A 20,555-nucleotide genomic window follows, 5' to 3' on the forward strand; every position below is an offset into this window, starting at 1 on the left:
CCCCTCACTCGTAGGTGATCTTCACGGTGTCGGTGACCGGAACCGACTGGCACGCCAGCACGATGCCCTCGGCGATGTCCTCGGAGTCGAGCACGTCGTTGTTGAGCATCTTGACCTCGCCCTCGACCAGCCGGCACGCGCACGCGCTGCAGGCACCCTCGCGGCACGAGTATGGCGCGTCGAGTCCCTTCTCCAGCAACAGGTCGAGCAGCTTCGTCCGCGCGGGCCACGGAAACCGGTGCTGTGCACCGTCCAGCTCGACCTCGACGACGGCATCCGGCCGGTCGTCGATCACCGGGACCACGGCCGAGAACGGATCACTGGACAGCGACACGAACTTCTCGACGTGCACGGCTGACACGTCGTGCAACGCCTTGCGGGCAGCGTCCATGAACGGCCCGGGCCCGCACACGAACGCCTCGTCGCAGTCCCGGACGAACGCCCGTAGCGCTGCCACCGAGGGCAGTCCCTGCACCGACTCCAGCCAGTGCACCACGGTCAGCCGGTCCGGATACGAGCGAGCGAGGTCGGAAAGCTCCCGCGCGAAGATCACCGACGCCTCGTCCCGGTTGGCGTACAACAGGAACACCCGCCCGGACCCCTCACGGAGCACCGCCCTAATGATCGACATGACCGGCGTGATCCCGCTCCCGGCCGCGAACGCCAGCAGTGACCCGTCCAGTGAGGAGGGCGTGAACACCCCGGCCGGCGCCAGCACGTCGAGTTCCATGCCTTCACACAACGACGAGCACATCCAGTGCGACCCGTACCCGTCCGGCGTCCGCTTGACCGTGATCTTCAACGGCTCACCCGGCGCGCTGGACAGCGAGTAGCAGCGCGCCACGTCACCGGCCCGCACGGTCAGGAACTGCCCGGGTTTCACCGCGAAGTCCACCCCCGACAGCACGAACGAGCGCGCGTCGGCGGTCTCCTCGATCACGGCGTCGACCCGCAGCCGGTGCACCTCAGCCATCGGCGACCTCCAGCGTTCCCTCGCGCACGGCCTTCTCGATGCTGTCGCGCAACCGCAGGCACGTCGGCACGAGCGCCGCCCGCGCACCGCACAGTTCAGGGCAGTCACGGGTGTCGGACAGCCACTGCACGCTCGTGTGCTGCGGGCTGTTCTTCTTCACCAGCACCCGGTTCCCGCAGTCGCAGCCCACCGGCACCATGCCGCCGACGAGGAACTCGTCGCGCTCGGTCACGTCGCCGACTCCTGGCGCGCGAGGTTCTCCGCGACCTCCTTCTCCCACACCTCGATCGCCCGGCTCGTGTCGACCTCGAACTCGAAGCGCCGCACCATGTCGTCGCTGACGTCCTCGACGTCGACGTAGAACTGCTCGTACCAGCGGCGGAGCTGGTACACCGGCCCGTCCTCCTCGCACAGCAACGGGTTGTCGACGCGCGACTTGTTCTGCCAGATCTCCACGTCCTGCAGGAACCCGACCCCGATGCCGCGCGCGAACTTCGCCGCGATCTTGTCCGCGTGGATGTCGTCCACACCGGGCAGTTTCTTCACGATCGCGCCCCACTGGAGCTTGAACGAGGTCGGCGAGATCGGATAGTGGCAGTTGATCAGCACCGTCTCGATCTCGATGCCCTTGTAGTCGTTCCACAGGTAGTCGATCATGTAGGACGGCCCGTAGTACGCGGCCTCCGACCGGACTTCCACGTCACCGGTGTAGTTCGAGCCCATCGCCACGTCCGGACGGCCGCGCGTGGTCAGGTACTGCGAGGCGACGTGGCCCTCCATCACGTTCTTGAAGTACGTCGGGAACGCGAAGTGGATGTAGAAGAAGTGGGCCATGTCGACGACGTTGTCGATGATCTCGCGGCAGTTCGCGTTGTCGATCACCACCGAGTCCCAGGTCCAGTTGCTCCACTCGTCGCTGAACGCCGACTCGATGCGCGGGATCGTGATGTGCTCGGGCGGCGGGTTGCCCTGCGGGTCGTTCCACACGAACAGCTGCTTGTTCTCTTCCAAGGTGATCCACGACCGGGTGCGCGCCCGCAGCGGGACCCGCTTGGCGTAGGGGATGTCGACGCACTTGCCGTTGCCCGCCCAGCGCCAGTCGTGGAACGGGCAGGCGATGTTGTTGCCCTTGATCGTGCCCTGGGTGAGGTCGCCGCCCATGTGCCGGCAGTACCCGTCCAGGACGTTGATCCTGCCGTCCTCGGTCGCGAACACCACGAGCTTCGTGCCGAACGCCTCGATGGCATGGGGTTTGCCGTCACGGAAGCTGCTCGCGAGGCCCAGACAGTGCCAGCCGCGCGCGAACCGTGCCGGCGGCGTGCCCGCGTCGATCGTCCGCACGCTGTCCTGCGTCATCGCTCTCCTCCAGAGATGTCGAGGCCGGCGAGGTATCCGAACGTCATCGCCGGTCCGAGGGTGGCGCCCGCGCCCGCATAGGTGTGGCCCATGACCGAAGCACTGGTGTTGCCCGCCGCGTACAGGCCGTCGATCACCGAACCGTCCTCGCGCAGCACGCGTGCGCGGGCGTCGGTGCGCAGGCCGCCCTTGGTGCCGAGGTCGCCGGGCACGATCCTGACCGCGTAGAACGGGCCGGTGGCCAGCGGCGCGAGGTTGGGGTTCGGCTTGTTGCGCGGATCGCCGTAATACCGGTCGTACGCGCTGTCACCGCGGTGGAAGTCGACGTCCTTGCCGTCCACGGCCAGTGTGTTGAACCGCCGGACGGTCTCGGTCAGCTCCGGCAGGTCGGCCTCCTGGGCGAGCGCTTCCAGGCTCGGCGCGGTGAGCACGGAATCCTTCCAGCGCCGGGGAAGCGGGCGGCGGGGCGGGATGCCGCAGAACGGGTAGCGGCTGCGGTAGGAGTGGTCGAAGACGAGCCAGGTGTCGCCGGTCATCGCGTTGACCACGTCGATGTAGGGCGCGGCCTCGTTCACGAACCGGCGGCCGGTCTTGCCGACCAGCACGCAGCCGGGCAGGGACCGTTCCGCGAGCAGGAAGAACGGGCCGCGCGGCAGTGGAACCGACGGGCCCCACCATGCGTCGTCCATCAGCCCGACGGCCGCTCCGGCTCGTTGACCGGCCTCGATGCCGTCACCGGTGTTGGCCTTGGCGCCGACTGTCCACTCCGTACCGATGTCCTGGTGTTGCTTGCGCATCCGTTCGTTGTTCTCGAAACCGCCGGACGCCAGCACCACGTGCTTCGCCAGGATCAGCTTCTCACCGACGAGAACTCCGGCGACGCGGCCGTTCTCGTAGTGCAGGTCGGTCATCGCGGTGTTGAGCCTGACCTCGACGTTCAGTGCTGTGAGCCCGGCGCGCAGCCCTGCGGAGAGCGCCTGGCCCATGGTCAGCCTGCGGCCGGGCAGGAACCGGCGCGCGAACACCTTGGCGGCGGTGACGATGCCGCGTGGATGCCTGCCGATCAGGGTCAGCCACCTGTAGTCGGTCTGGGTGATCACGATGCCCGCGGGCGTCGGCACGTACGGCGGTTCGAGGTCCTTGATCTCGTCGCCGAGCAGCGCCGCGTTGAACGGCAGGGGCTCGACCGAGCGGCCACGTGGTTGCCCGCCCGGCGCCTCCGGGTAGTAGTCGGAGTACTCGCGGACCCAGCGGAACTTCAGCGGCGTGTGGGCGCAGACGAACGCCAGCATGTCGGGTCCGGCAGCCAGGAACGCCTCCCGCAGTTCGGCCGGGACCTCACTCGCGATGTGCGCGAGATAGGTGCTGGCCCGCTCCGGCGAGTCGGGTATGCCGTTGGCGGCGACCACGGCGTTGTTCGGCACCCAGATGCCGCCGCCCGACCGCGCGGTCGAGCCGCCGTAGTGCGCGGCCTTCTCGATGATCAGGGTCCGCAGGCCGTTTCGAGCGGTGCAGAGCGCGGCTGTCATGCCCGCCGCGCCGCTGCCGACGACGATCACGTCGTACATCGCACCTCCCCGGAGTCCAGACTAGAACAGGTTATAGTTCTGAGGCGGTTTGGCGCTATGGTGTAGGAGTTCCAGGCAAGTCGACTCACCAAGAACCTGTTTCTTGCCAAGAACGTGTTCCAGGAGGTTGCGTGGAAGTCACCGCTGACGTGGTCGTCATCGGCTTCGGCGCGGCCGGCGCGTGCGCCGCCGTCGAGGCCGCGACGGCCGGTGCGTCCGTGGTGGTACTGGACCGGTTCACCGGTGGTGGCGCGACCGCGCTGTCCGGCGGCGTCGTCTATGCGGGCGGCGGGACGCGGCAGCAGGTCGAGGCCGGTGTCACCGACTCGGTCGACGCGATGTACTCCTACCTGAGGCACGAGGTCCGGGACGCGGTGTCCCCGGAGACCCTGCGGCGGTTCTGCGAGGACAGCGCCAGGATGCTGGCCTGGCTGGAGGACCAGGGCGTGCCGTTCGACGCGCGGGTCTCGCCGTTCAAGACCTCGTACCCGACCGACGACCACTACCTGTACCTGTCCGGCAGTGAGGACGCCTGGCCCGATCCGGCGCCGCGCGGGCATCGGACCAGGGCGAAAGGCACCTCGGGCAAGGCTTTCTTCACTCGTCTGGCCGAGGAGGTCCGGCGCGCGGGCGCGCGGGTCATGCCGCAGACCCGCGCGGTCGAGCTGATCGTCGCGGACGGCCGGGTGACGGGCGTGCGGTGCCGGACTCTCACCGGTCTTCCTCGCGCCCTGCACAGCGCGTTGTCCAAGGTGGGCGCCAAACCCTGGCTCTACTACCCGCCGCTGGGCAGGAAGCTGTTCGGGCTGGCAGCGTGGCTCGAACGGTTCGGCCGGCCGCTGGTGGTCCACGCCGGGCAGGCCGTGATCATCGCGGCAGGCGGCTTCATCGCCGATCGGGCCCTGGTCCACGAGCACGCCCCGGCCTACCGCGGCGGTCTCGCGCTGGGTACGCCCGGTGACGACGGCGCCGGCATCCGGCTCGGCGTCGCCGCCGGGGGCAGAACCGCGCGCATGGACAAGATCTCGGTCTGGCGGTTCGTCACGCCGCCCAGCGCGTTGCAGCGCGGCGTCCTGGTCGACTCGGCCGGGCAGCGCTTCGGCGACGCGACCCTGTACGGCGCGGCCAACGGAACTGCGATCGTCGAACGCGGTGGCAAGGCCTGGTTGCTGATCGACGACGAGATCCTCCAGGTCGCACGGACTCAGGTGAAGACGCAGACGGCGCCGTTCCAGCGCTGGCAGGTCCGCTACCTGCTGGGACGGGGCCTCGTCACCGCGCCGACGATCGAGGAGGTGGCGGCCAAGGCAGGCATCGCGCCGCCCGAACCGTTCGGGACGCCGCCCTATTCGCTGATCAACGTGTCGGTGCGCGCGGGGTTCGGCTACCCGTGCCCGATGCTCACGCTCGGCGGGCTCGTCGTGGACGAGGACACCGGTCAGGTGCAAGGAGTCGCAGGCCTGTACGCGGCCGGCAGGTCGGCGGTCGGGGTGTGCTCGGAGTCCTACGTCAGCGGCCTCGCGCTCGCCGACTGCGTCTTCTCGGGCCGCCGTGCGGGGCAACACGCAGCGAAGGAGGCCAGGTGCTGACGATCCAGTCCAGGGAGGCGGCCGCCGAGTTGCTGCGGGCGGCGGAACGCGACCGCGTGCCGATCAAACCGCTGGTGGAGCTGTATCCCGAGATCGACGTGGTGGACGCGTACGAGATCCAGCTGCTCAACGTCCGCCACCGCAACAGGGACGTGATCGGCCACAAGGTCGGGCTGTCGTCGCTCGCGATGCAGCAGATGATGGGCGTCGACGAACCCGACTACGGCCACCTGCTCGACGACATGCAGCTGGCCGGCACCGCGGACGCGTCGGCGTACCTCTACCCGCGGGTCGAGGTGGAGATCGCATTCCTGCTGGCCCGCGACCTGCCCGGCGAGGGCTGCACGGTCGAGGACGTGCTGGAGGCCACCGAGTTCGTCGCGCCGGCCATCGAGCTGATCGACAGCCGGATCGAGAACTGGCGGATCGGTCTACAGGACACCATCGCCGACAACGCGTCGTCGGCCGGGTTCATGCTCGGCTCCGAGCGCGTCCGTCCGTCCGAACTGGACATCGGCGCCGTCGCGGCCACGTTGCGGCGCAACGGCGAGCTGGTCGCCGAAGGCCGCGGTGACGCCGTGCTGGGCGATCCGGCGATCGCGGTGGCGTGGCTGGCCGCGAAGGTCGCGAGCTTCGGCGTCCGGTTGCTGGCCGGCGACATCGTGCTGCCCGGTTCGTGCACGCGTGCCATCGACGCCCGGCCGGGTGACGAGTTCCGCGCCGAGTTCGCCGGACTCGGTTCTGTCGACCTGAAATTCGAATGAGGTGACTGGGTGAAGGCGGCCATCGTCGGCTCCGGCAACATCGGCACCGACCTGCTCTACAAGCTCCTGCGCTCGCCGGCGCTGGAACCGCGCTGGATGGTGGGCATCGACCCGGCCAGCGAGGGACTCAAGCGCGCGGCTTCGCTGGGCCTTGAGGTCTCGGTCGACGGCGCGGAGTGGTTGCTGCGTCAGGACGAGCTGCCGGACATCGTCTTCGAGGCGACGTCCGCGGCGGTGCACCGGGCCAACGCCCCGCGCTACGCCGAGGCGGGCATCCGGGCGATCGACCTCACACCGGCCGCGGTCGGGCCGTACGTCGTGCCGCCGGTGAACCTCGGCGAGCACCAGGACGCACCCAACATCAACCTCATCACGTGCGGTGGCCAGGCCACGATTCCCATGGTGCACGCGGTGTCCCGGATGGTTCCGGTGGCGTACGCGGAGATCGTCGCGAGCGTCGCGTCGGTGTCGGCGGGGCCGGGCACGCGGGCGAACATCGACGAGTTCACCCGCACCACCAGCCGGGGCATCGAGGCGATCGGCGGGGCGGGGCGCGGCAAGGCGATCATCGTGCTCAACCCGGCGGACCCGCCGATGATCATGCGCGACACGATCTTCTGCGCGATTCCCGAGGACGTCGATCCGGATCCGATCACGGACTCGATCGCCCGGATGGAGACCGACATCCGTTCGTACGTGCCGGGATTCCGGCTGCTGCGCGAACCGCAGTTCGACGCCGGCCGGGTGGCGATCTTCGTGGAGGTCGCGGGCGCGGGCGACTTCCTGCCCGAGTACGCCGGGAACCTCGACATCATGACGGCCGCCGCGACGAAGGTGGGGGAGGAGATCGCCCGTGCACCAAAAGAATCCAACACTGCGGTTGACCGACACGTCATTGCGTGACGGCTCGCATCACAAGCGACACCAGTTCACGGTCGACGACGTGCGCTCGATCGTCGCGGCACTCGACGGCGCCGGGGTACCGGTGATCGAGGTGACGCACGGCGACGGGCTGGGCGGGTCGTCGTTCAACTACGGCTTCAGCCACACGCCCGAGCAGGAGCTGATCAAGGTCGCCGTCGAGACGGCTCGGCAGGCCAAGATCGCCGTGCTGATGCTGCCGGGTGTCGGGGTGAAGGACGACATCCTGGTGTCGCAGGACAACGGCGCCTCGATCGTCCGGATCGCCACGCACTGCACCGAGGCCGACGTATCCGTGCAGCACTTTCAGCTCGCTCGCGAACGCGGCCTGGAGACAGTCGGCTTCCTGATGATGGCGCACTCGCAGCCGCCGGAAGCGTTGGCTCGTCAGGCAAGGATCATGGCCGACGCCGGATGTCAGTGCGTTTACGTGGTCGACTCTGCTGGCGCTTTGGTGCTGGAACAGGTTTCCGACCGGGTTTCCGCGCTGGTCGCCGAGCTGGGGTCGGATGCCCAGGTCGGGTTCCACGGGCACGAGAACCTCGGGCTGAGCGTCGCGAACTCCGTCGCCGCGGCACGAGCCGGGGCAAAGCAGATCGACGGCAGCGTCCGCGGATTCGGGGCAGGCGCAGGGAACACGCCGCTGGAGGCGTTCGTCGGGGTCTGCGACAAGCTGGGTTTCTCCACCGGCGTCGACTTCTTCAAGATCGTGGACGCGGCCGAGGACGTCGTCCGGCCCGTCATGCCCGACGAGTGCCTGCTCGACCGGATGGCGCTGATGATGGGGTACGCCGGCGTCTACTCCAGCTTCCTCAAACACGCGTACACGCAGGCGCAACGCTACGGCGTGTCCGGCGCGCAGATCCTCGTGAGGGCAGGCGAACGCAAGCTCGTCGGCGGGCAAGAGGACCAGCTGATCGACATCGCACTGGAGCTGAGCAGGGAGAAAGTCCGATGAGCGAGGAAATCCTCGGCAAGGTGCGGGAACTGCTGCCCGCGCTGGCCGACCGCGCGGCCGAGGCGGAGGAACTGCGCAGGGTGCCGCCGGAGTCGGTGAAGGCGTTGCAGGAGACCGGTTTCTTCCGGATGCTGCAGCCCGTGCGGTACGGCGGCTTCGAGTCGCACCCGCTCGACTTCTACACCGCGGTCAGGATGATCGGCAGCGCGTGCGGCTCGACGGGCTGGGTGGCGTCGGTGCTGGGCGTGCACCCGTGGCACGTCGGGCTGTTCGACGTGGCGGCGCAGGACGAGGTGTTCGGCGAGGACCAGGACACCCGCATCTCGTCCTCCTACGCGCCGACAGGCCGTGCGACGGCGGTGGAGGGTGGCTTCCGGTTCAGCGGCAAGTGGAGCTTCTCATCCGGCTGCGACCATGCGACATGGGTGCTGCTCGGCGGCCTCGTGATGAACGACGAGGGCAAGCCGATCGACTTCCGCACGTTCCTGCTGCCGATCGCCGACTACACGATCAACGACGTGTGGGACACGGTCGGTCTGCGCGGCACGGGCAGCAACGACATCGTGGTGGACGACGTGTTCGTGCCGGAGCACCGCGCGCTGAGCATGATGCACACGGCGCGCTGCATCTGTCCTGGCCAGGAGGTCAATCCCGGCCCGTTGTTCCGCATGCCGTACGGGACGATCCACCCGTACGCGATCACCGCGCCGATGATCGGCATGGCGACCGGCGCGTACGACCTGCACGTGACCGCGACCCGCGAACGTGTCCGGGCCGCCTACCTGGGCGAGAAGTCGGTCGACGACCCGTTCGCCCAGGTGCGGATCGCCACGGCGGCCAACGACATCGACACCGCGTGGTGGCAGCTGGAGAAGGACATCAACGACGAGTGGGAGCACGCCGTCGCCGGCACGAAGATCCCGATCGAGCTGCGGCTGCGGGCAAGGCGGGACCAGGTGCTCGGCAGCGCGCGGGCGATCTCCGCGATCGACCGGCTCTTCGAGAGCGCGGGCGGCAAGGCGATCAACGCCGGTCTGCCGTTGCCCCGGTTCTGGCGCGACGCGCACGCCGCACGCGTGCACGCGGCCAACGACCCGGAGCGCGTGCTCGTGCTGTACGGCAAGAACGAGCTCGGCATCCAGGTCCGCGACGGCTTGTTCTGAGGGGGCGTTGATGAGCGTGCGGTTGCACTACCACGAAGCCGGTACCGACAACGCGGAAACGCTGGTCCTGCTGCACGGCGGCGGGCCCGGCGCGTCGGCTCTCAGCAACTTCCGCGCGAACATCCCGGTGTTCGCGAAGTCGTTCCGGGTGCTGGCGGTCGACCTGCCCGGCTACGGCCAGTCGGACAAGCCGGCCGAGCACGACCAGTACTTCTCCTTCGCCTCCAGGGCCTTGAAGGACCTGCTGGACTCGTTGGAGATCGAGCAGGCGCACATCCTGGGCAACTCGCTCGGCGGCGGCACCGCGGTCCGGTTCGCTCTGGACCACGGTAAACGCGCCGGGCGTCTGGTCCTGATGGGGCCAGGTGGGTTGTCTCTGAACGTGTTCTCGCCCGATCCCACCGAGGGCGTGCGCAAGCTCAGCGCGTTCGCTCGCACACCCACGCGGGAGAAGATCGAGGAGTTCCTGCGGATCATGGTGTTCGACCAGTCGCTGATCACCGACAAACTGGTCGACGAACGGTTCGAGGCCGCGTCGAAGCCGGAGTCGTTGCGCGCCATGGCCGCGCTGGGCAAGTCGTTCTCCGGTCCCGACTTCGAGCAGGGCATGCTCTGGCGTGAGGCGTACCGGTTGCGCCAGCGCGTGTTGCTGGTGTGGGGCCGCGAGGACCGGGTGAACCCGCTGGACGGCGCGTTGCTGGCGACGAAGCTGATCCCGCGCGTCCAGCTGCACGTGTTCGGCGGGTGCGGGCACTGGGCGCAGCTCGAGAAGTTCGACGAGTTCAACAGGCTCGCCCTCGATTTCCTGACGGAGGCGTGATGGGCATCCGTTCGCTGGCATATCTCCGGATCGAGGCCACCGACATGAACCGGTGGCGCGAGTTCGGTTTGAAGGTCCTCGGCATGGTGGAGGGCAAGGGTTCCGTCGAAGGCGCCTTGTACCTGCGGATGGACGACTTCCCGGCACGTCTGGTGATCGTGCCCGGAGGGGTCGATCGGTTGCAGGCTTCCGGCTGGGAGGCCGCCACCGAGGCAGAGCTGGAAGAGGTCGCGAAACGGCTGGCCTCGGCCGGTGTCGCGTACGTCGAAGGCTCGGCCGAGGACCTGGCCGAGCGGCGCGTGAACGGGCTGATCCGGTTCGAGGACCCGTCCGGGAACGTGCTGGAAGTCTTCCACGGCGCGGCTTTGGAACACCGGCGAGTCGTGTCACCGTACGGGCACCGTTTCGTGACGGGAGAGCAGGGCCTCGGGCACGTCGTCCTGTCCACTTCGGACGACGAGGCCGCGCTGCACTTCTACCGCGACGTCCTGGGGTTCCGGCTGCGCGACTCGATGCGCCTGCCCCCGCAGTTCGTCGGCAGGCCCGCCGACGGACCGCCCGCGTGGCTGCGGTTCTTCGGCTGCAACCCGCGCCACCACAGCCTCGCGTTCCTGCCGATGCCGACGCCGAGCGGGATCGTGCACCTGATGGTAGAGGTCGAGAACACCGACGACGTGGGCCTGACGCTGGACCGGGCGACGCGGCGCAAGGTACCGATGTCCGCGACCCTGGGCCGGCACGTCAACGACCTGATGTTGTCGTTCTACATGAAGACACCCGGCGGGTTCGACGTCGAGTTCGGTTGTGAGGGACGGCAGGTCGACGATGAGGACTGGATCGCACGCGAGAGCACGGCGGTGAGCCTGTGGGGACACGACTTCAGCGTGGGCGTCCAGAAGTAACGGCCCGCTACCGTTCCGTTCTCGGTCACTTCTGCACCGGGGTGACCGTGGTGACCGGCATGTCCGAGGACGGCCCGGTCGGGTTCGCCTGCCAGGCGTTCGCCGCGCTCTCGCTGGACCCGCCGCTGGTCGTCTTCTGTCCACAACGGACCTCGCGCAGCTGGGCGGCGATCGCGTCGGCCGGTTCGTTCTGCGTGAACGTGCTGGCGGAGGACCAGCGCGAGGTGTCGACGGTGTTCGGGAGGGCGGGTACCGACAAGTTCTCCGCGGTGTCGTGGACGCCGTCCAGCACGGGTGCTCCGGTGCTCGACGGCGCGTTGACGTGGGTCGACTGCCAGGTCACGGTGGTGCACGAGGCCGGCGACCACCACATGGTCGTCGGCTCGGTCGTGGAACTCGGTCCGGTGCGCGAGGCGCAGCCGCTGCTGTTCTACCGCGGCCGCTACGCCTCGCACGCCGAGCTGGATCCCCGCGGCTGGTCCGGGGAGGTCCTGGACAACCTGCTGACCTGGCAGCGCCAGTCAGAGTGGAGTTAGCGCTGTGACCTCCTGCCTTCACCGCGTCTGTCGGCGCTCAGCAGGACACCTCGCGGCACCGGCCCCGCCGGCACCACGATGCGCCCGTCTGCCCGTCGACAGACGGGGCGAAGGCAGACGGTCACAGCGCTCGCGCGGTGACCTGCCAGCAGGCGCCCGGAATCCGCACCTTGTCACCGTGCACGAAACCGTCGAACGCACCCCGGACGCTTGCCATGATCCGGGGCCGATCGGACTCCTCGGCCTCCCGCAGCGCACGGGCGATCGGGCCGAGGTTGCTCAGGTACGGGACCAGCAGCGACTCGGGCACACTGCGGATCTGGTCGATCGGCTGGATGTCGATCCCGGTCCAGCCCGCCTGTTCGAGGATCTTGCGGGTCCTGTCGGGGTCCGCGAGCGAGAACGGTCCGGGCCCGTCCGGATCCGGCGCCGGCGCGTCCGGGAACAGCGGCGCGGCGGCCTGGGTCGCGGTGGTCATGAACGGGTTCTCGTCCGCGCTGCGCCAGGCGATGAAGCACAGTTGGCCGCCGGGTGCCGACGCTCGCAGGAGGTTCCGGAACGCGGCTGCGGGGTCGTTGAAGAACATCACCCCGAACCGGCTGACGATCAGGTCGAAGCTCTCCTCGAACCTGTGCACCTGTGCGTCGGCCTGGACGAACTCCGCCTTTCCGTGCTCACGGGCCGCGGCGAGCATCGTCGGGGAGATGTCGACGCCGACGCAGACCGCACCGGTCGCCTCGGCGATCGCCCTCGTGACGTCGCCGGTGCCGCACCCGACGTCGAGAACCCTGTCGCGCGGTCGTTCGGCCGCTGCCTGCACGAGCAGGTCCTGGAAGGGCCGGAGCATCACGCTCACGATGTCCTGGGCGTTCACCCAGCCCTGCGCCGCGGCGTCCCACCAGGCTGCCTGCTCGCTGTTGACCTCTGATGTCATGCTTGTACCGTCCTACTTCAAGTCGACTTGAGGTCAAGTGTCATGCAGGAACTCGGCATCGGCGAGGTGGTGCGGCGGTCCGGCGTGCCCGCGTCGACCCTGCGCTACTACGAGGAGCGGGGGCTGATCGGCTCGGTCGGGCGGCGCGGGCTCACCCGGGTGTTCGACGAGACCGTTTTCGAGCGGCTGGCGTTGATCACCGTCGGGCGTTCGGCCGGTTTCTCGCTGGACGAGATCGCGCTGATGTTCGCCGCCGATGGGCGGCCGCGGCTGGATCGGGCGATGCTCGCCGGGAAGGCGGACGAGTTGGACGCGACGATCGTGCGGCTGACGGTGATGCGGGACGGGTTGAGGCACGCGGCTGTCTGTCCGGCGGCCAGTCACCTGGAGTGTCCGACGTTTCGACGCATCTTGCGTGAGGCTGGTTCTGGCGGCTGATCGCGGTCCAAGCAGGTTGCCGCGAGTCGTGCGAGGTGCACCTGGGGGCTGCCGAACAGCTGCGTACTGCCGTGCGCGCGCTTGAGGTACAGGTGCGCGTCGTGCTCCCAGGTGATCGCGATGCCGCCGTGCAGCTGGACCATCTCTGCCGCGACCTTGAACAACGCCTCCGAGCAGTACACCTTCGCGACCGCCGCGGACACCTCGTCCGTGGCGGCTAGAGCTGCTGACCGGGCGGTCTCCACGAGGACGTGCATGTCCGCCATGCGGTGCTTCAGCGCCTGGAACGAGCCGATGGGCTTGCCGAACTGGACCCTGGTCTTCGAGTACTCGACGGTGAGTTCGAGGGCCCGAGCGGCGGCGCCGACCTGTTCCGCTGCCAGCGCGGCCAGCGCGATGTCACGAACGTGGCGTGACCACGGACCCAGCAGGGTGGCGGCGCCGGTCAGGTGGATCGTGGCCAGGCGGCGGGTCTGGTCCATCGTCGGTGTGTGCTCGCGGGTGACGCCGGCGAGGTCGATCTCGTACAGGCCGGTGCCGTCGGTGGCGAGGACGATCTCGGCGAGGTCGCCGTCCAGGACGTAGCGCGCCGTGCCGTCGAGGCTGCTCCGGCCGTTGTCCCACGGCCAGACGAGGGTGGCGACGGTTCCGTCCGCGATCCGCGGCAGCAACCGGTCGCACGCCTCCTCGTTCCCCGTCGCCAGCAACGCCCGCGAGGCGATCGTCGAGGCCAGCAGCGGTGACGGGGTGAGGGTGCGGCCGAGTTCTTCCAGCGCGATATGGGTCTCGGCCCGGCCGGCGCCGGATCCGCCGTACCGCTCGGGGATCGGGAGCGCGCCGATGTCGCACAGCCGCGCCCACACGTCCTTGTCGTAGCCGTGCGGGGTCTCGATGGCCGCGCGGACGTCCGAGTGCTTGTCGAGCAGGCTGCGGACGGTGTCACGCAACGCGAGTTGTTCCGGTGTCACAACGCCTCCAGCACGCGTGCTCGGTGCATCGACGGACTGCCCCACGCCGTGCGCAGGGCTCGGGTCTGCAGCAGGAACCGGCCGAGGTCGTGCTCGGCGGTGTAACCGATGGCGCCGTGCACCTGCAACGCGATGCGGGCGGCCTGCCACGCGGCGTCGGACGTGGCGACCTTGGCCGCGGAGACATCCCGAGGCGCCATGGTCACGGCCGCGCCGAACACCAGCGGGCGGGCGAGTTCGAGGCCGATCAGGACATTCGCGAGGTGGTGTTTGACCGCCTGGAACTGGCCGATGGGCCGGCCGAACTGGGTGCGTGCCTTGGCATGGGCGGTGGTCAGGTCGAGCATCGCGCGGCCCAGTCCGAGGAGTTGCGCCGAGCAGGTCAGGACGCCGAGGTCGAACGCGCGGGCGGCGGGCACGTCGGTGGCGATCACCGCGCCGGCGGAGAGTTCGAAGAGGCGGCGGCCGGGGTCGACGGACTGGAGTTCGGCCGTGGGGGAGGCTTCGCGGAGGGTGTCACCCTCGACCAGGAAGTACCGGTCGGCCTCGACGGCGTGGGGGACGTGCGGTGGGAAGGCGACCGAGCCAGGGCCGGCGCCGAGTGCCGGGAGCACCGCGAGCGACTCGATCAGCGGGCCGGCGACCGCATGATGTCCCAACTCCTCGAACACCACCACGAGGTCGACCGGATCGGTCACCTCGTCCAGCCCGAGCGAGGCCAGGTCCGTCTTGCCCGCGGCCAGGAAGCCGTGCAGCACGGAGGCCAGGTCCGTCTGCTCGGACGACAGCGTGAACATCATCGCGGCAGCCCCAGGATTCGTTCGGCGATCACGTTGCGCTGGATCTCGTTGGTACCGGCGTAGATCGGGCCCGACAGCGAGAACAGCCACCCGTCCCGCCACCCCGGCGCGACCTCGCCGAGCAGGTCGAGCGCTGTTTCGTGCAGGGCGACGTCCAGTTCGGACCAGAACACCTTTGTCACGCTGGCCGCTGGTCCGGACCGAGGCTGGGCCAGCGCGCCGAACGTGTGGAGGCGGTAGGCCTGCGCGCCGATCCACGCGTCCACGACGCGGTCACGCAGCGCCGGATCGGGGTTCTTCCGGTACAGCTCCACCAGCCGGGACGCGGCCGCGGTGAAACGGCCTGGGCTGCGCAGGGTCAGGCCGCGTTCGTTGCCCGCGGTGCTCATCGCCACGCGCCAGCCGTCGCCGACCTCGCCCACGACGTCGCGGTCCGGCACGAACACGTCGTCCAGGAAGATCTCGGCGAAGCCCGGTTCGCCGTCGAGTTGGTCGATCGGGCGCACGGTCACGCCTTCGGAACGCAGGTCGAAGAGCAGGTAGGTCAGCCCCCGGTGACGTTCGCCGGGGCCGGTGCGGAACAGGCCGAACGCCCGGTCCGCGAACGCCGCCCGCGAGCTCCAGGTCTTCTGGCCGCGCAGCAGCCAGCCGCCGTCGCAGCGAACGGCCGTGCTGCGCAACGACGCGAGGTCCGACCCGGCCTCAGGCTCGGACCAGGCCTGCGCCCAGACCTCGTCACCACTCGCCATCGCCGGCAGGATTCGCGAACGTTGTTCGTCACTCCCGAAAGCGAACAAAGTCGGCGCCAGCAGGAAGATGCCGTTCTGCGAGACACGGCCTGGCGCGCCCGAAGCGTGGTATTCCTCCTCGAACACCAACCACTGCAGCAACGACGCCTCCCGGCCACCGTACGTAGACGGCCACGAGACCACCGACAGCCGTTCGGAGGCCAGCAGCCGTTCCCAGGAACGGTGCTCCTCGAAGCCGTGTTCGGTGTCCATTGAGGACAGCGGTCGGACGTGCGCCGCCAGCCACGAACGCACCTCGGCCTGGAACTCCAAGGTCTCAGCGTCGAGTGAGAGATCCATCAGCCGGAGGCCTTCTTCATCGCACGGGCGTCCATGCCGGCCAGCGCGTCGGAGCTCACCTCGGCGTTGTGGGCGTGCGCGAAGTGGTGCAGGCCGAACACGGAGTCCATCCCGGCACGCATGCCCATCAGGTCCTCGGACTGGTTGACCGCCTTCTTGGCGAGCGCGAGCCCGAACCGCGGCATCGCCGAGATGCGGGAAGCCAGCTGGAAAGTGGATTCCTCCAACTCCGCGCGAGGCACGACGCGCGACACCATGCCCCACTCGTAGGCGCGCTGGGCCGAGAAGCGGTCGCCGGTGAACAACACCTCCTTCGCGGCGCGCGGGCCGAGCATCCACGGGTGCGCGAAGTACTCGACGCCCGGAATCCCCATGCGCACCACGGGATCGGCGAAGAACGCGTCCTCGGCGGCCACGATCAGGTCGCACACCCAGGCGAGCATCAGGCCGCCGGCGACGCAGGCGCCCTGCACCATCGCGATCGTCGGCTTCGGGATCTCCCGCCACCGCCGGCACATGCCGAGGTAGACCTCCATCTCGCGCGCGAAGCGGAGGTCACCGCCCTCCCGGCCGACGTGGTCCCACCACAGCACGGCCTTGCGCTCGAAGGACGTGTCGACGTCACGGCCGGGCGAGCCGATGTCATGGCCCGCGGAGAAGTGGTCGCCGGCGCCCGCCAGGACGATCACCTTGACCTCGTCGTCGTCCACCGCGCGGGTGAAGGCCTCGTCCAACGCGTAGGTCATCGCCGAGTTCTGCGCGTTGCGGTACTCCGGGCGGTTCATGGTCACGACGGCGACCGCGTCCCGCCGCTCATACGAGACTGTCACGCGTTCTCCTTGCGCAGTTGGATTTTGAGGACCTTGCCCATGGCGTTGCGGGGGAGCGCGGGGTGGAACTCGACGGCACGCGGCACCTTGTAGTTCGCCAGCCGTTCCCGGCAGAACGCGATCACCTCGTCCGAGGTCAGCGCGAAACCGGGCGCCGTGACGATGTGCGCCACCCCGACCTCACCCAGCCGGGAGTCGGCCATCCCGACCACGGCCGACTCCGCGACCCCCGGCAGCCGGGCGAGCGCCTGCTCGACCTCGGCCGGGTAAACGTTGAACCCGCCGCAGATGTACATGTCCTTGAGCCGGTCGGTGATCGAGAGATAACCCCGCTCGTCCAAGGCGCCGACGTCACCCGTGTGCAACCAGCCGTCGGCGTCCACAGCCTCGGCGGTGGCATCTGGATCGTCGAGGTAGCCGAGCATCACGTTCGGGCCGCGCAACAGCACCTCGTCCCGTTCGCCCAGCTGGAGCTCGAACCCTGCCATCGGCACGCCGCACGTGTGCGCGACCGTTTCCGGCGAGTCGCCGGGGCGGCACATGGTGGCGACGACGGCCTCGGTCAGCCCGTAGGCGGTGAGCACGGTCAGCGACAGCTCCGCCCTCAGGCGCTCGATCAGCACGACGGGGACGACCGCGGCGCCGGTGACCACCAGCCGCAGACTGGACAGGTCGAACGAGCCGCGCTCGGGATGGTCGAGCAACGCCTGGAAGATCGTCGGCGGCCCCGGCAGCACGGTGATCCGTTCCCGTTCGATCAACCGCATCGTCTCGGCGACGTCGAACACCGGCTGCGGCACAATCGTCGCCCCGGTCAGCACGCAGGCCAGGATCCCGGCCTTGTAACCAAAGGTGTGGAAGAAGGGGTTGACGATCAGGTACCGGTCGGCGGACGTCAGCTCACCGCAGGCGGCCCAGGCCTCGGCCACCCCGAGCGACTGCCGGTGCGCGCTCATCGCCCCTTTGCTGCGCCCGGTCGTGCCGGAGGTGAACATGACGTCGCAGAGCTGGTCCTCGGTCAGCTCAGGAAGATCGACGTCCGCGGCGACCCACTCGGCCGGTAGTCGCACCACCGAGGGGAGTTCCGACGACAACGCCCGCAGTTCCGCCTCCCGGTCACGCCCGAGGAACTCGCCCTCCACGATCAGGACGCGCGCGGCACTGCGCTGCACCACGTCCAACGTCTCCGTGGCGGTGAACCGCGTGTTGATCGGTACCAGCGCGGCGCCCGCGCGCAACGCTCCGAGCGCCGCGACCACCCATTGAGCGGAGTTGGGCGCGCACAAAGCCACCCGATCGCCCGGCCGCACGCCCATCCCCACGAGTGCACGCGCCGCGTCCAGCGCCGCCGAACGCAACTCGAGCCAGGTGAGGCGAACCTCCCCGTCCACCAACGCCTCCGCGTCGATGTACGAAGCAGCAGCGCGGTCGAGTACGGCTGAAACCGTTTGCCTGCTTGGAACGTCCGCCATCACGCCCTCCAAAGCAAGTGCTTGGTAGGTTAGAGTATGGCCCATGGAGTCCTTCCGGCGCGAGGTGCGGGAATGGTTGTCCGCCAACCTCGTCGGTGAGTTCGCTGAGCTGCGCGGCCTGGGTGGACCGGGTCGCGAGCACGAGGCGTTCGAGGGACGGCTGCGGTGGCACCGGCATCTCGCCAGGAGCGGGTGGACGTGCCTCGGCTGGCCGGGCGAACGCAGCGTGGAGGAGCAGGTGATCTTCCACGAGGAGTACGCGGAGGCCGACGCCCCGGCGAAGGTCGACATCGTCGGCGAGGGTCTGCTCGGGCCGACACTCGTCGCGTTCGGCACGCCCGAGCAGAAGGAGCGGTTCCTGCCCAAGATCCGCTCGCTCGAAGAGCTGTGGTGCCAGGGCTACTCGGAACCGGGTGCCGGCTCCGACCTCGCCTCAGTAACGACCAGGGCCACCCTCGAAGGTGACCAGTGGGTGATCAACGGCCAGAAGATCTGGACGTCGAACGCGCACTACTCCGACTGGATCTTCGTCCTGTGCCGCACCGAACCAGGATCGCAACGGCATCAAGGCCTCTCGTACCTCCTCGTGCCGATGGACCAGCCGGGCATCGAGGTGCGGCCGATCCGCCAGCTCACCGGCACGTCCGAGTTCAACGAGGTCTTCTTCGACGGCGCGGTGACGCCCAAGGAGAACGTCGTCGGGCAGCCCGGCGAGGGCTGGAAGATCGCCATGGCGACGCTGGGCTTCGAGCGCGGCACCGCCATGCTCGGCCACCAGGTCGGCTTCCGCCGTCAGCTCGACGCGATCATGGCCAAGGCACCTCAGGACGAACGCCTCACCAGGGCGTGGCTCGAACTGCACGTCATGCGCTCGCACACGATGAGAACCCTGAACGACGAACCAGGCCCGGAGGCGTCCGTGCTGAAGCTGTTCTGGGCGGGCTGGCACCGCAGGCTCGGCGAGCTGGCGATGGACTCGCTCGGCCCCGAGTCGATGATCGACGACAACGAGTGGCAGCGGATGTTCCTGTTCAGCCGCGCGGAGACGATCTACGGCGGCTCGGACGAGATCCAGCGCGAGATCATCGCCCACCGCATCCTGGGGCTGCCGCGATGAACGGCCACGATCTGCTCGAGGACAAGATCGTCGTCGTGACGGCGGCGGCGGGCACCGGCATCGGCTCGGCGACCGCGAAACGCTGCCTCGAAGAGGGCGCCACGGTGGTCATCAGCGACTGGCACGAGCGCCGCCTCAAGGAGACCCACGAGGCGCTGGGCACCGACCACGCCGTGCCGTGCGACGTCACTAACGAGCAGCAGGTGCAGCAGCTGATCGACGAGACGGTCGAGCGCTACGGCCGCATCGACGTGATGGTCAACAACGCCGGCCTCGGCGGCGAGAAGTCCGTGCTGGACATGGCGGACGACGAGTGGTCCCGCGTCCTGGACGTCACGCTGAACGGCACCTTCCGCTGCACCAGGGCCGCGCTACGCCAAATGGTCGTCCAACGAAGCGGTGTCGTCGTTAACAACTCCAGTGTGATCGGCTGGCGGGCCCAGCAGGGTCAAGCCCATTACGCCGCAGCGAAAGCGGGAGTCATGGCGTTGACCAGGTGCGCCGCGATGGACGTGGCCGAGCACGGCATCCGGGTGAACGCGGTCGCCCCGAGCTTGGCGGCGCACCCGTTCCTGGCCAAGGTCACCAGTGAGGAGTTGCTGACGGAACTGGCGTCCCGCGAGGCTTTCGGGCGCGCCGCCGAGCCCTGGGAGGTCGCGAATGTGATCGTGTTCCTCGCGAGCGACTACTCGTCGTACCTGACGGGCGAGGTCGTCTCGGTGAGCAGTCAGCATCCGTGAGGAAGGAACGACCGATGAGTAGCCGGAGGGCCGAGCTGCTGGAGCTAGCCGCGAGGATGTTCGCCGAGCGTGGCTACGGGCAGACCACGGTCAGGGACATCGCGGACGCGGCGGGGATCCTGTCCGGCAGCCTCTACCACCACTTCGACTCGAAGGAGTCGATGGTGGACGAGATCCTGCGGACGTTCCTGGACGAGCTGTTCACGCGCTACCGGGAGGTCGTCGAGGCAGGCCTCGGCCCGAAGCAGACGTTGAAGGCTCTGGTGGTGGCGTCGTTCGAGGCGATCGACACCCGGCACGCCGCTGTCGCGATCTACCAGAACGAGGCCAAGCACCTCACGCCGCTCGAACGGTTCTCCTACATCGAGGACCGCAGCGTGGAGTTCCGCAAGCTGTGGACGGTGTTGCTGGAGGAGGGCATGAGCACGGGCGTGTTCCGCTCCGACCTCGACGTGGACGTGGCCTACCGGTTCATCCGCGACACGGTGTGGGTGGCCGTGCGGTGGTACCGGCCGGACGGCGGCCTGGCCGCGGTCGAGGTGGCCGACCAGTACCTCGCGATCCTGCTCGACGGCATCGCCACGGGCCGGCGGAAGAACTCCAAGACGTAGAAGGAGG

General features: G+C 68.9%; 22 protein-coding genes. 12 read left to right on the forward strand and 10 right to left on the reverse strand.

Annotated elements, in window-relative coordinates; genetic code table 11:
• Positions 1 to 4: 4 nt before the first annotated feature.
• The 4 genes from BLR21_RS02600 to BLR21_RS02615 are packed head-to-tail and all read right to left on the reverse strand — an operon-like array spanning position 5 to position 3,897.
• Complete coding sequence (locus BLR21_RS02600; RefSeq protein ID WP_090003992.1) at positions 5 to 973, reverse strand: ferredoxin--NADP reductase; 969 nt, start codon at positions 971 to 973, stop codon at positions 5 to 7.
• The gene (locus BLR21_RS02605) at positions 966 to 1,205 is read right to left on the reverse strand and encodes a hypothetical protein (RefSeq protein WP_420843848.1); all 240 of its coding nucleotides are present in this window, start codon (positions 1,203 to 1,205) and stop codon (positions 966 to 968) included. The genes BLR21_RS02600 and BLR21_RS02605 overlap by 8 nt, the downstream gene beginning before the upstream one ends.
• Positions 1,202 to 2,329 (reverse strand): 3-ketosteroid-9-alpha-monooxygenase, oxygenase component, encoded by a 1,128-nt coding sequence (locus tag BLR21_RS02610; protein ID WP_090003993.1) that lies wholly within the window; start codon positions 2,327 to 2,329, stop codon positions 1,202 to 1,204. Before BLR21_RS02610 ends, BLR21_RS02605 begins: the two co-directional genes overlap by 4 nt.
• The gene (locus BLR21_RS02615) at positions 2,326 to 3,897 is read right to left on the reverse strand and encodes an FAD-dependent oxidoreductase (RefSeq protein ID WP_090003994.1); all 1,572 of its coding nucleotides are present in this window, start codon (positions 3,895 to 3,897) and stop codon (positions 2,326 to 2,328) included. Before BLR21_RS02615 ends, BLR21_RS02610 begins: the two co-directional genes overlap by 4 nt.
• A gap of 131 nt (positions 3,898 to 4,028) precedes the next feature.
• On the opposite strand from BLR21_RS02615, the gene BLR21_RS02620 reads away from it, so the two are divergent.
• The 8 genes from BLR21_RS02620 to hsaB are packed head-to-tail and all read left to right on the forward strand — an operon-like array spanning position 4,029 to position 11,550.
• A complete protein-coding gene (locus BLR21_RS02620; RefSeq protein ID WP_090003995.1) occupies positions 4,029 to 5,486 on the forward strand; it encodes an FAD-binding protein in 1,458 nt (485 codons plus the stop codon).
• The gene (locus BLR21_RS02625; protein WP_090003996.1) at positions 5,480 to 6,250 is read left to right on the forward strand and encodes a 2-keto-4-pentenoate hydratase; all 771 of its coding nucleotides are present in this window, start codon (positions 5,480 to 5,482) and stop codon (positions 6,248 to 6,250) included. The genes BLR21_RS02620 and BLR21_RS02625 overlap by 7 nt, the downstream gene beginning before the upstream one ends.
• 9 nt (positions 6,251 to 6,259) lie before the next feature.
• Entirely contained in the window at positions 6,260 to 7,153 is an 894-nt protein-coding gene (locus tag BLR21_RS02630) for an acetaldehyde dehydrogenase (acetylating) (protein WP_090004466.1), read from the forward strand.
• On the forward strand, positions 7,104 to 8,129 hold the full coding sequence (gene dmpG / locus BLR21_RS02635; RefSeq protein WP_090003997.1) for a 4-hydroxy-2-oxovalerate aldolase: 1,026 nt from the start codon (positions 7,104 to 7,106) through the stop codon (positions 8,127 to 8,129). The genes BLR21_RS02630 and dmpG overlap by 50 nt, the downstream gene beginning before the upstream one ends.
• Positions 8,126 to 9,292, forward strand: coding sequence for a 3-hydroxy-9,10-secoandrosta-1,3,5(10)-triene-9,17-dione monooxygenase oxygenase subunit (gene hsaA, locus BLR21_RS02640; protein ID WP_090003998.1), 1,167 nt, complete (start codon positions 8,126 to 8,128; stop codon positions 9,290 to 9,292). Before dmpG ends, hsaA begins: the two co-directional genes overlap by 4 nt.
• A 10-nt stretch (positions 9,293 to 9,302) precedes the next feature.
• Entirely contained in the window at positions 9,303 to 10,112 is an 810-nt protein-coding gene (gene hsaD, locus BLR21_RS02645; protein WP_090003999.1) for a 4,5:9,10-diseco-3-hydroxy-5,9,17-trioxoandrosta-1(10),2-diene-4-oate hydrolase, read from the forward strand.
• Complete coding sequence (gene hsaC / locus BLR21_RS02650; protein ID WP_090004000.1) at positions 10,112 to 11,014, forward strand: iron-dependent extradiol dioxygenase HsaC; 903 nt, start codon at positions 10,112 to 10,114, stop codon at positions 11,012 to 11,014. The genes hsaD and hsaC overlap by 1 nt, the downstream gene beginning before the upstream one ends.
• Positions 10,978 to 11,550 (forward strand): 3-hydroxy-9,10-secoandrosta-1,3,5(10)-triene-9,17-dione monooxygenase reductase subunit, encoded by a 573-nt coding sequence (gene hsaB / locus BLR21_RS02655; RefSeq protein WP_256334400.1) that lies wholly within the window; start codon positions 10,978 to 10,980, stop codon positions 11,548 to 11,550. The genes hsaC and hsaB overlap by 37 nt, the downstream gene beginning before the upstream one ends.
• 121 nt (positions 11,551 to 11,671) lie before the next feature.
• Here hsaB and BLR21_RS02660 read toward each other — a convergent pair whose 3' ends face one another.
• Positions 11,672 to 12,484, reverse strand: a complete 813-nt coding sequence (locus tag BLR21_RS02660; protein WP_090004001.1) for a class I SAM-dependent methyltransferase — start codon at positions 12,482 to 12,484, stop codon at positions 11,672 to 11,674.
• A gap of 42 nt (positions 12,485 to 12,526) precedes the next feature.
• Here BLR21_RS02660 and BLR21_RS02665 point away from each other — a divergent pair, with 42 nt between their 5' ends.
• Entirely contained in the window at positions 12,527 to 12,922 is a 396-nt protein-coding gene (locus BLR21_RS02665; protein WP_030481689.1) for a helix-turn-helix domain-containing protein, read from the forward strand.
• Here the strand turns inward: BLR21_RS02665 and BLR21_RS02670 are convergent.
• Genes BLR21_RS02670 through BLR21_RS02690 form a run of 5 tightly spaced genes read right to left on the reverse strand, consistent with a single transcriptional unit; the run spans position 12,865 to position 18,080 of the window.
• On the reverse strand, positions 12,865 to 13,890 hold the full coding sequence (locus tag BLR21_RS02670) for an acyl-CoA dehydrogenase family protein (protein WP_090004002.1): 1,026 nt from the start codon (positions 13,888 to 13,890) through the stop codon (positions 12,865 to 12,867). The two genes, BLR21_RS02665 and BLR21_RS02670, sit on opposite strands and share 58 nt — an antisense overlap.
• Positions 13,887 to 14,690 (reverse strand): acyl-CoA dehydrogenase family protein, encoded by an 804-nt coding sequence (locus tag BLR21_RS02675; RefSeq protein WP_090004003.1) that lies wholly within the window; start codon positions 14,688 to 14,690, stop codon positions 13,887 to 13,889. The genes BLR21_RS02670 and BLR21_RS02675 overlap by 4 nt, the downstream gene beginning before the upstream one ends.
• Positions 14,687 to 15,778: an acyl-CoA dehydrogenase family protein gene (locus BLR21_RS02680; RefSeq protein ID WP_090004004.1), complete on the reverse strand. Its 1,092-nt coding sequence runs from the start codon at positions 15,776 to 15,778 to the stop codon at positions 14,687 to 14,689. The genes BLR21_RS02675 and BLR21_RS02680 overlap by 4 nt, the downstream gene beginning before the upstream one ends.
• The gene (locus BLR21_RS02685) at positions 15,778 to 16,608 is read right to left on the reverse strand and encodes an enoyl-CoA hydratase (RefSeq protein WP_090004005.1); all 831 of its coding nucleotides are present in this window, start codon (positions 16,606 to 16,608) and stop codon (positions 15,778 to 15,780) included. Before BLR21_RS02685 ends, BLR21_RS02680 begins: the two co-directional genes overlap by 1 nt.
• Positions 16,605 to 18,080: a FadD3 family acyl-CoA ligase gene (locus tag BLR21_RS02690; protein ID WP_090004006.1), complete on the reverse strand. Its 1,476-nt coding sequence runs from the start codon at positions 18,078 to 18,080 to the stop codon at positions 16,605 to 16,607. Before BLR21_RS02690 ends, BLR21_RS02685 begins: the two co-directional genes overlap by 4 nt.
• Positions 18,081 to 18,123: 43 nt before the next feature.
• Here BLR21_RS02690 and BLR21_RS02695 point away from each other — a divergent pair, with 43 nt between their 5' ends.
• From BLR21_RS02695 to BLR21_RS02705, 3 genes are read left to right on the forward strand one after another with little or no spacing between them, the layout of a single operon-like run.
• On the forward strand, positions 18,124 to 19,197 hold the full coding sequence (locus BLR21_RS02695) for an acyl-CoA dehydrogenase family protein (protein ID WP_090004007.1): 1,074 nt from the start codon (positions 18,124 to 18,126) through the stop codon (positions 19,195 to 19,197).
• A complete protein-coding gene (locus BLR21_RS02700; protein WP_090004008.1) occupies positions 19,194 to 19,937 on the forward strand; it encodes an SDR family oxidoreductase in 744 nt (247 codons plus the stop codon). The genes BLR21_RS02695 and BLR21_RS02700 overlap by 4 nt, the downstream gene beginning before the upstream one ends.
• A 14-nt stretch (positions 19,938 to 19,951) precedes the next feature.
• Positions 19,952 to 20,548 (forward strand): TetR/AcrR family transcriptional regulator, encoded by a 597-nt coding sequence (locus BLR21_RS02705; RefSeq protein WP_090004009.1) that lies wholly within the window; start codon positions 19,952 to 19,954, stop codon positions 20,546 to 20,548.
• Positions 20,549 to 20,555: the final 7 nt, after the last annotated feature.

It is taken from the genome of Lentzea albidocapillata subsp. violacea (assembly GCF_900100275.1).
In the GTDB taxonomy this organism is placed as follows: Bacteria; Actinomycetota; Actinomycetes; order Mycobacteriales; family Pseudonocardiaceae; genus Lentzea; species Lentzea violacea.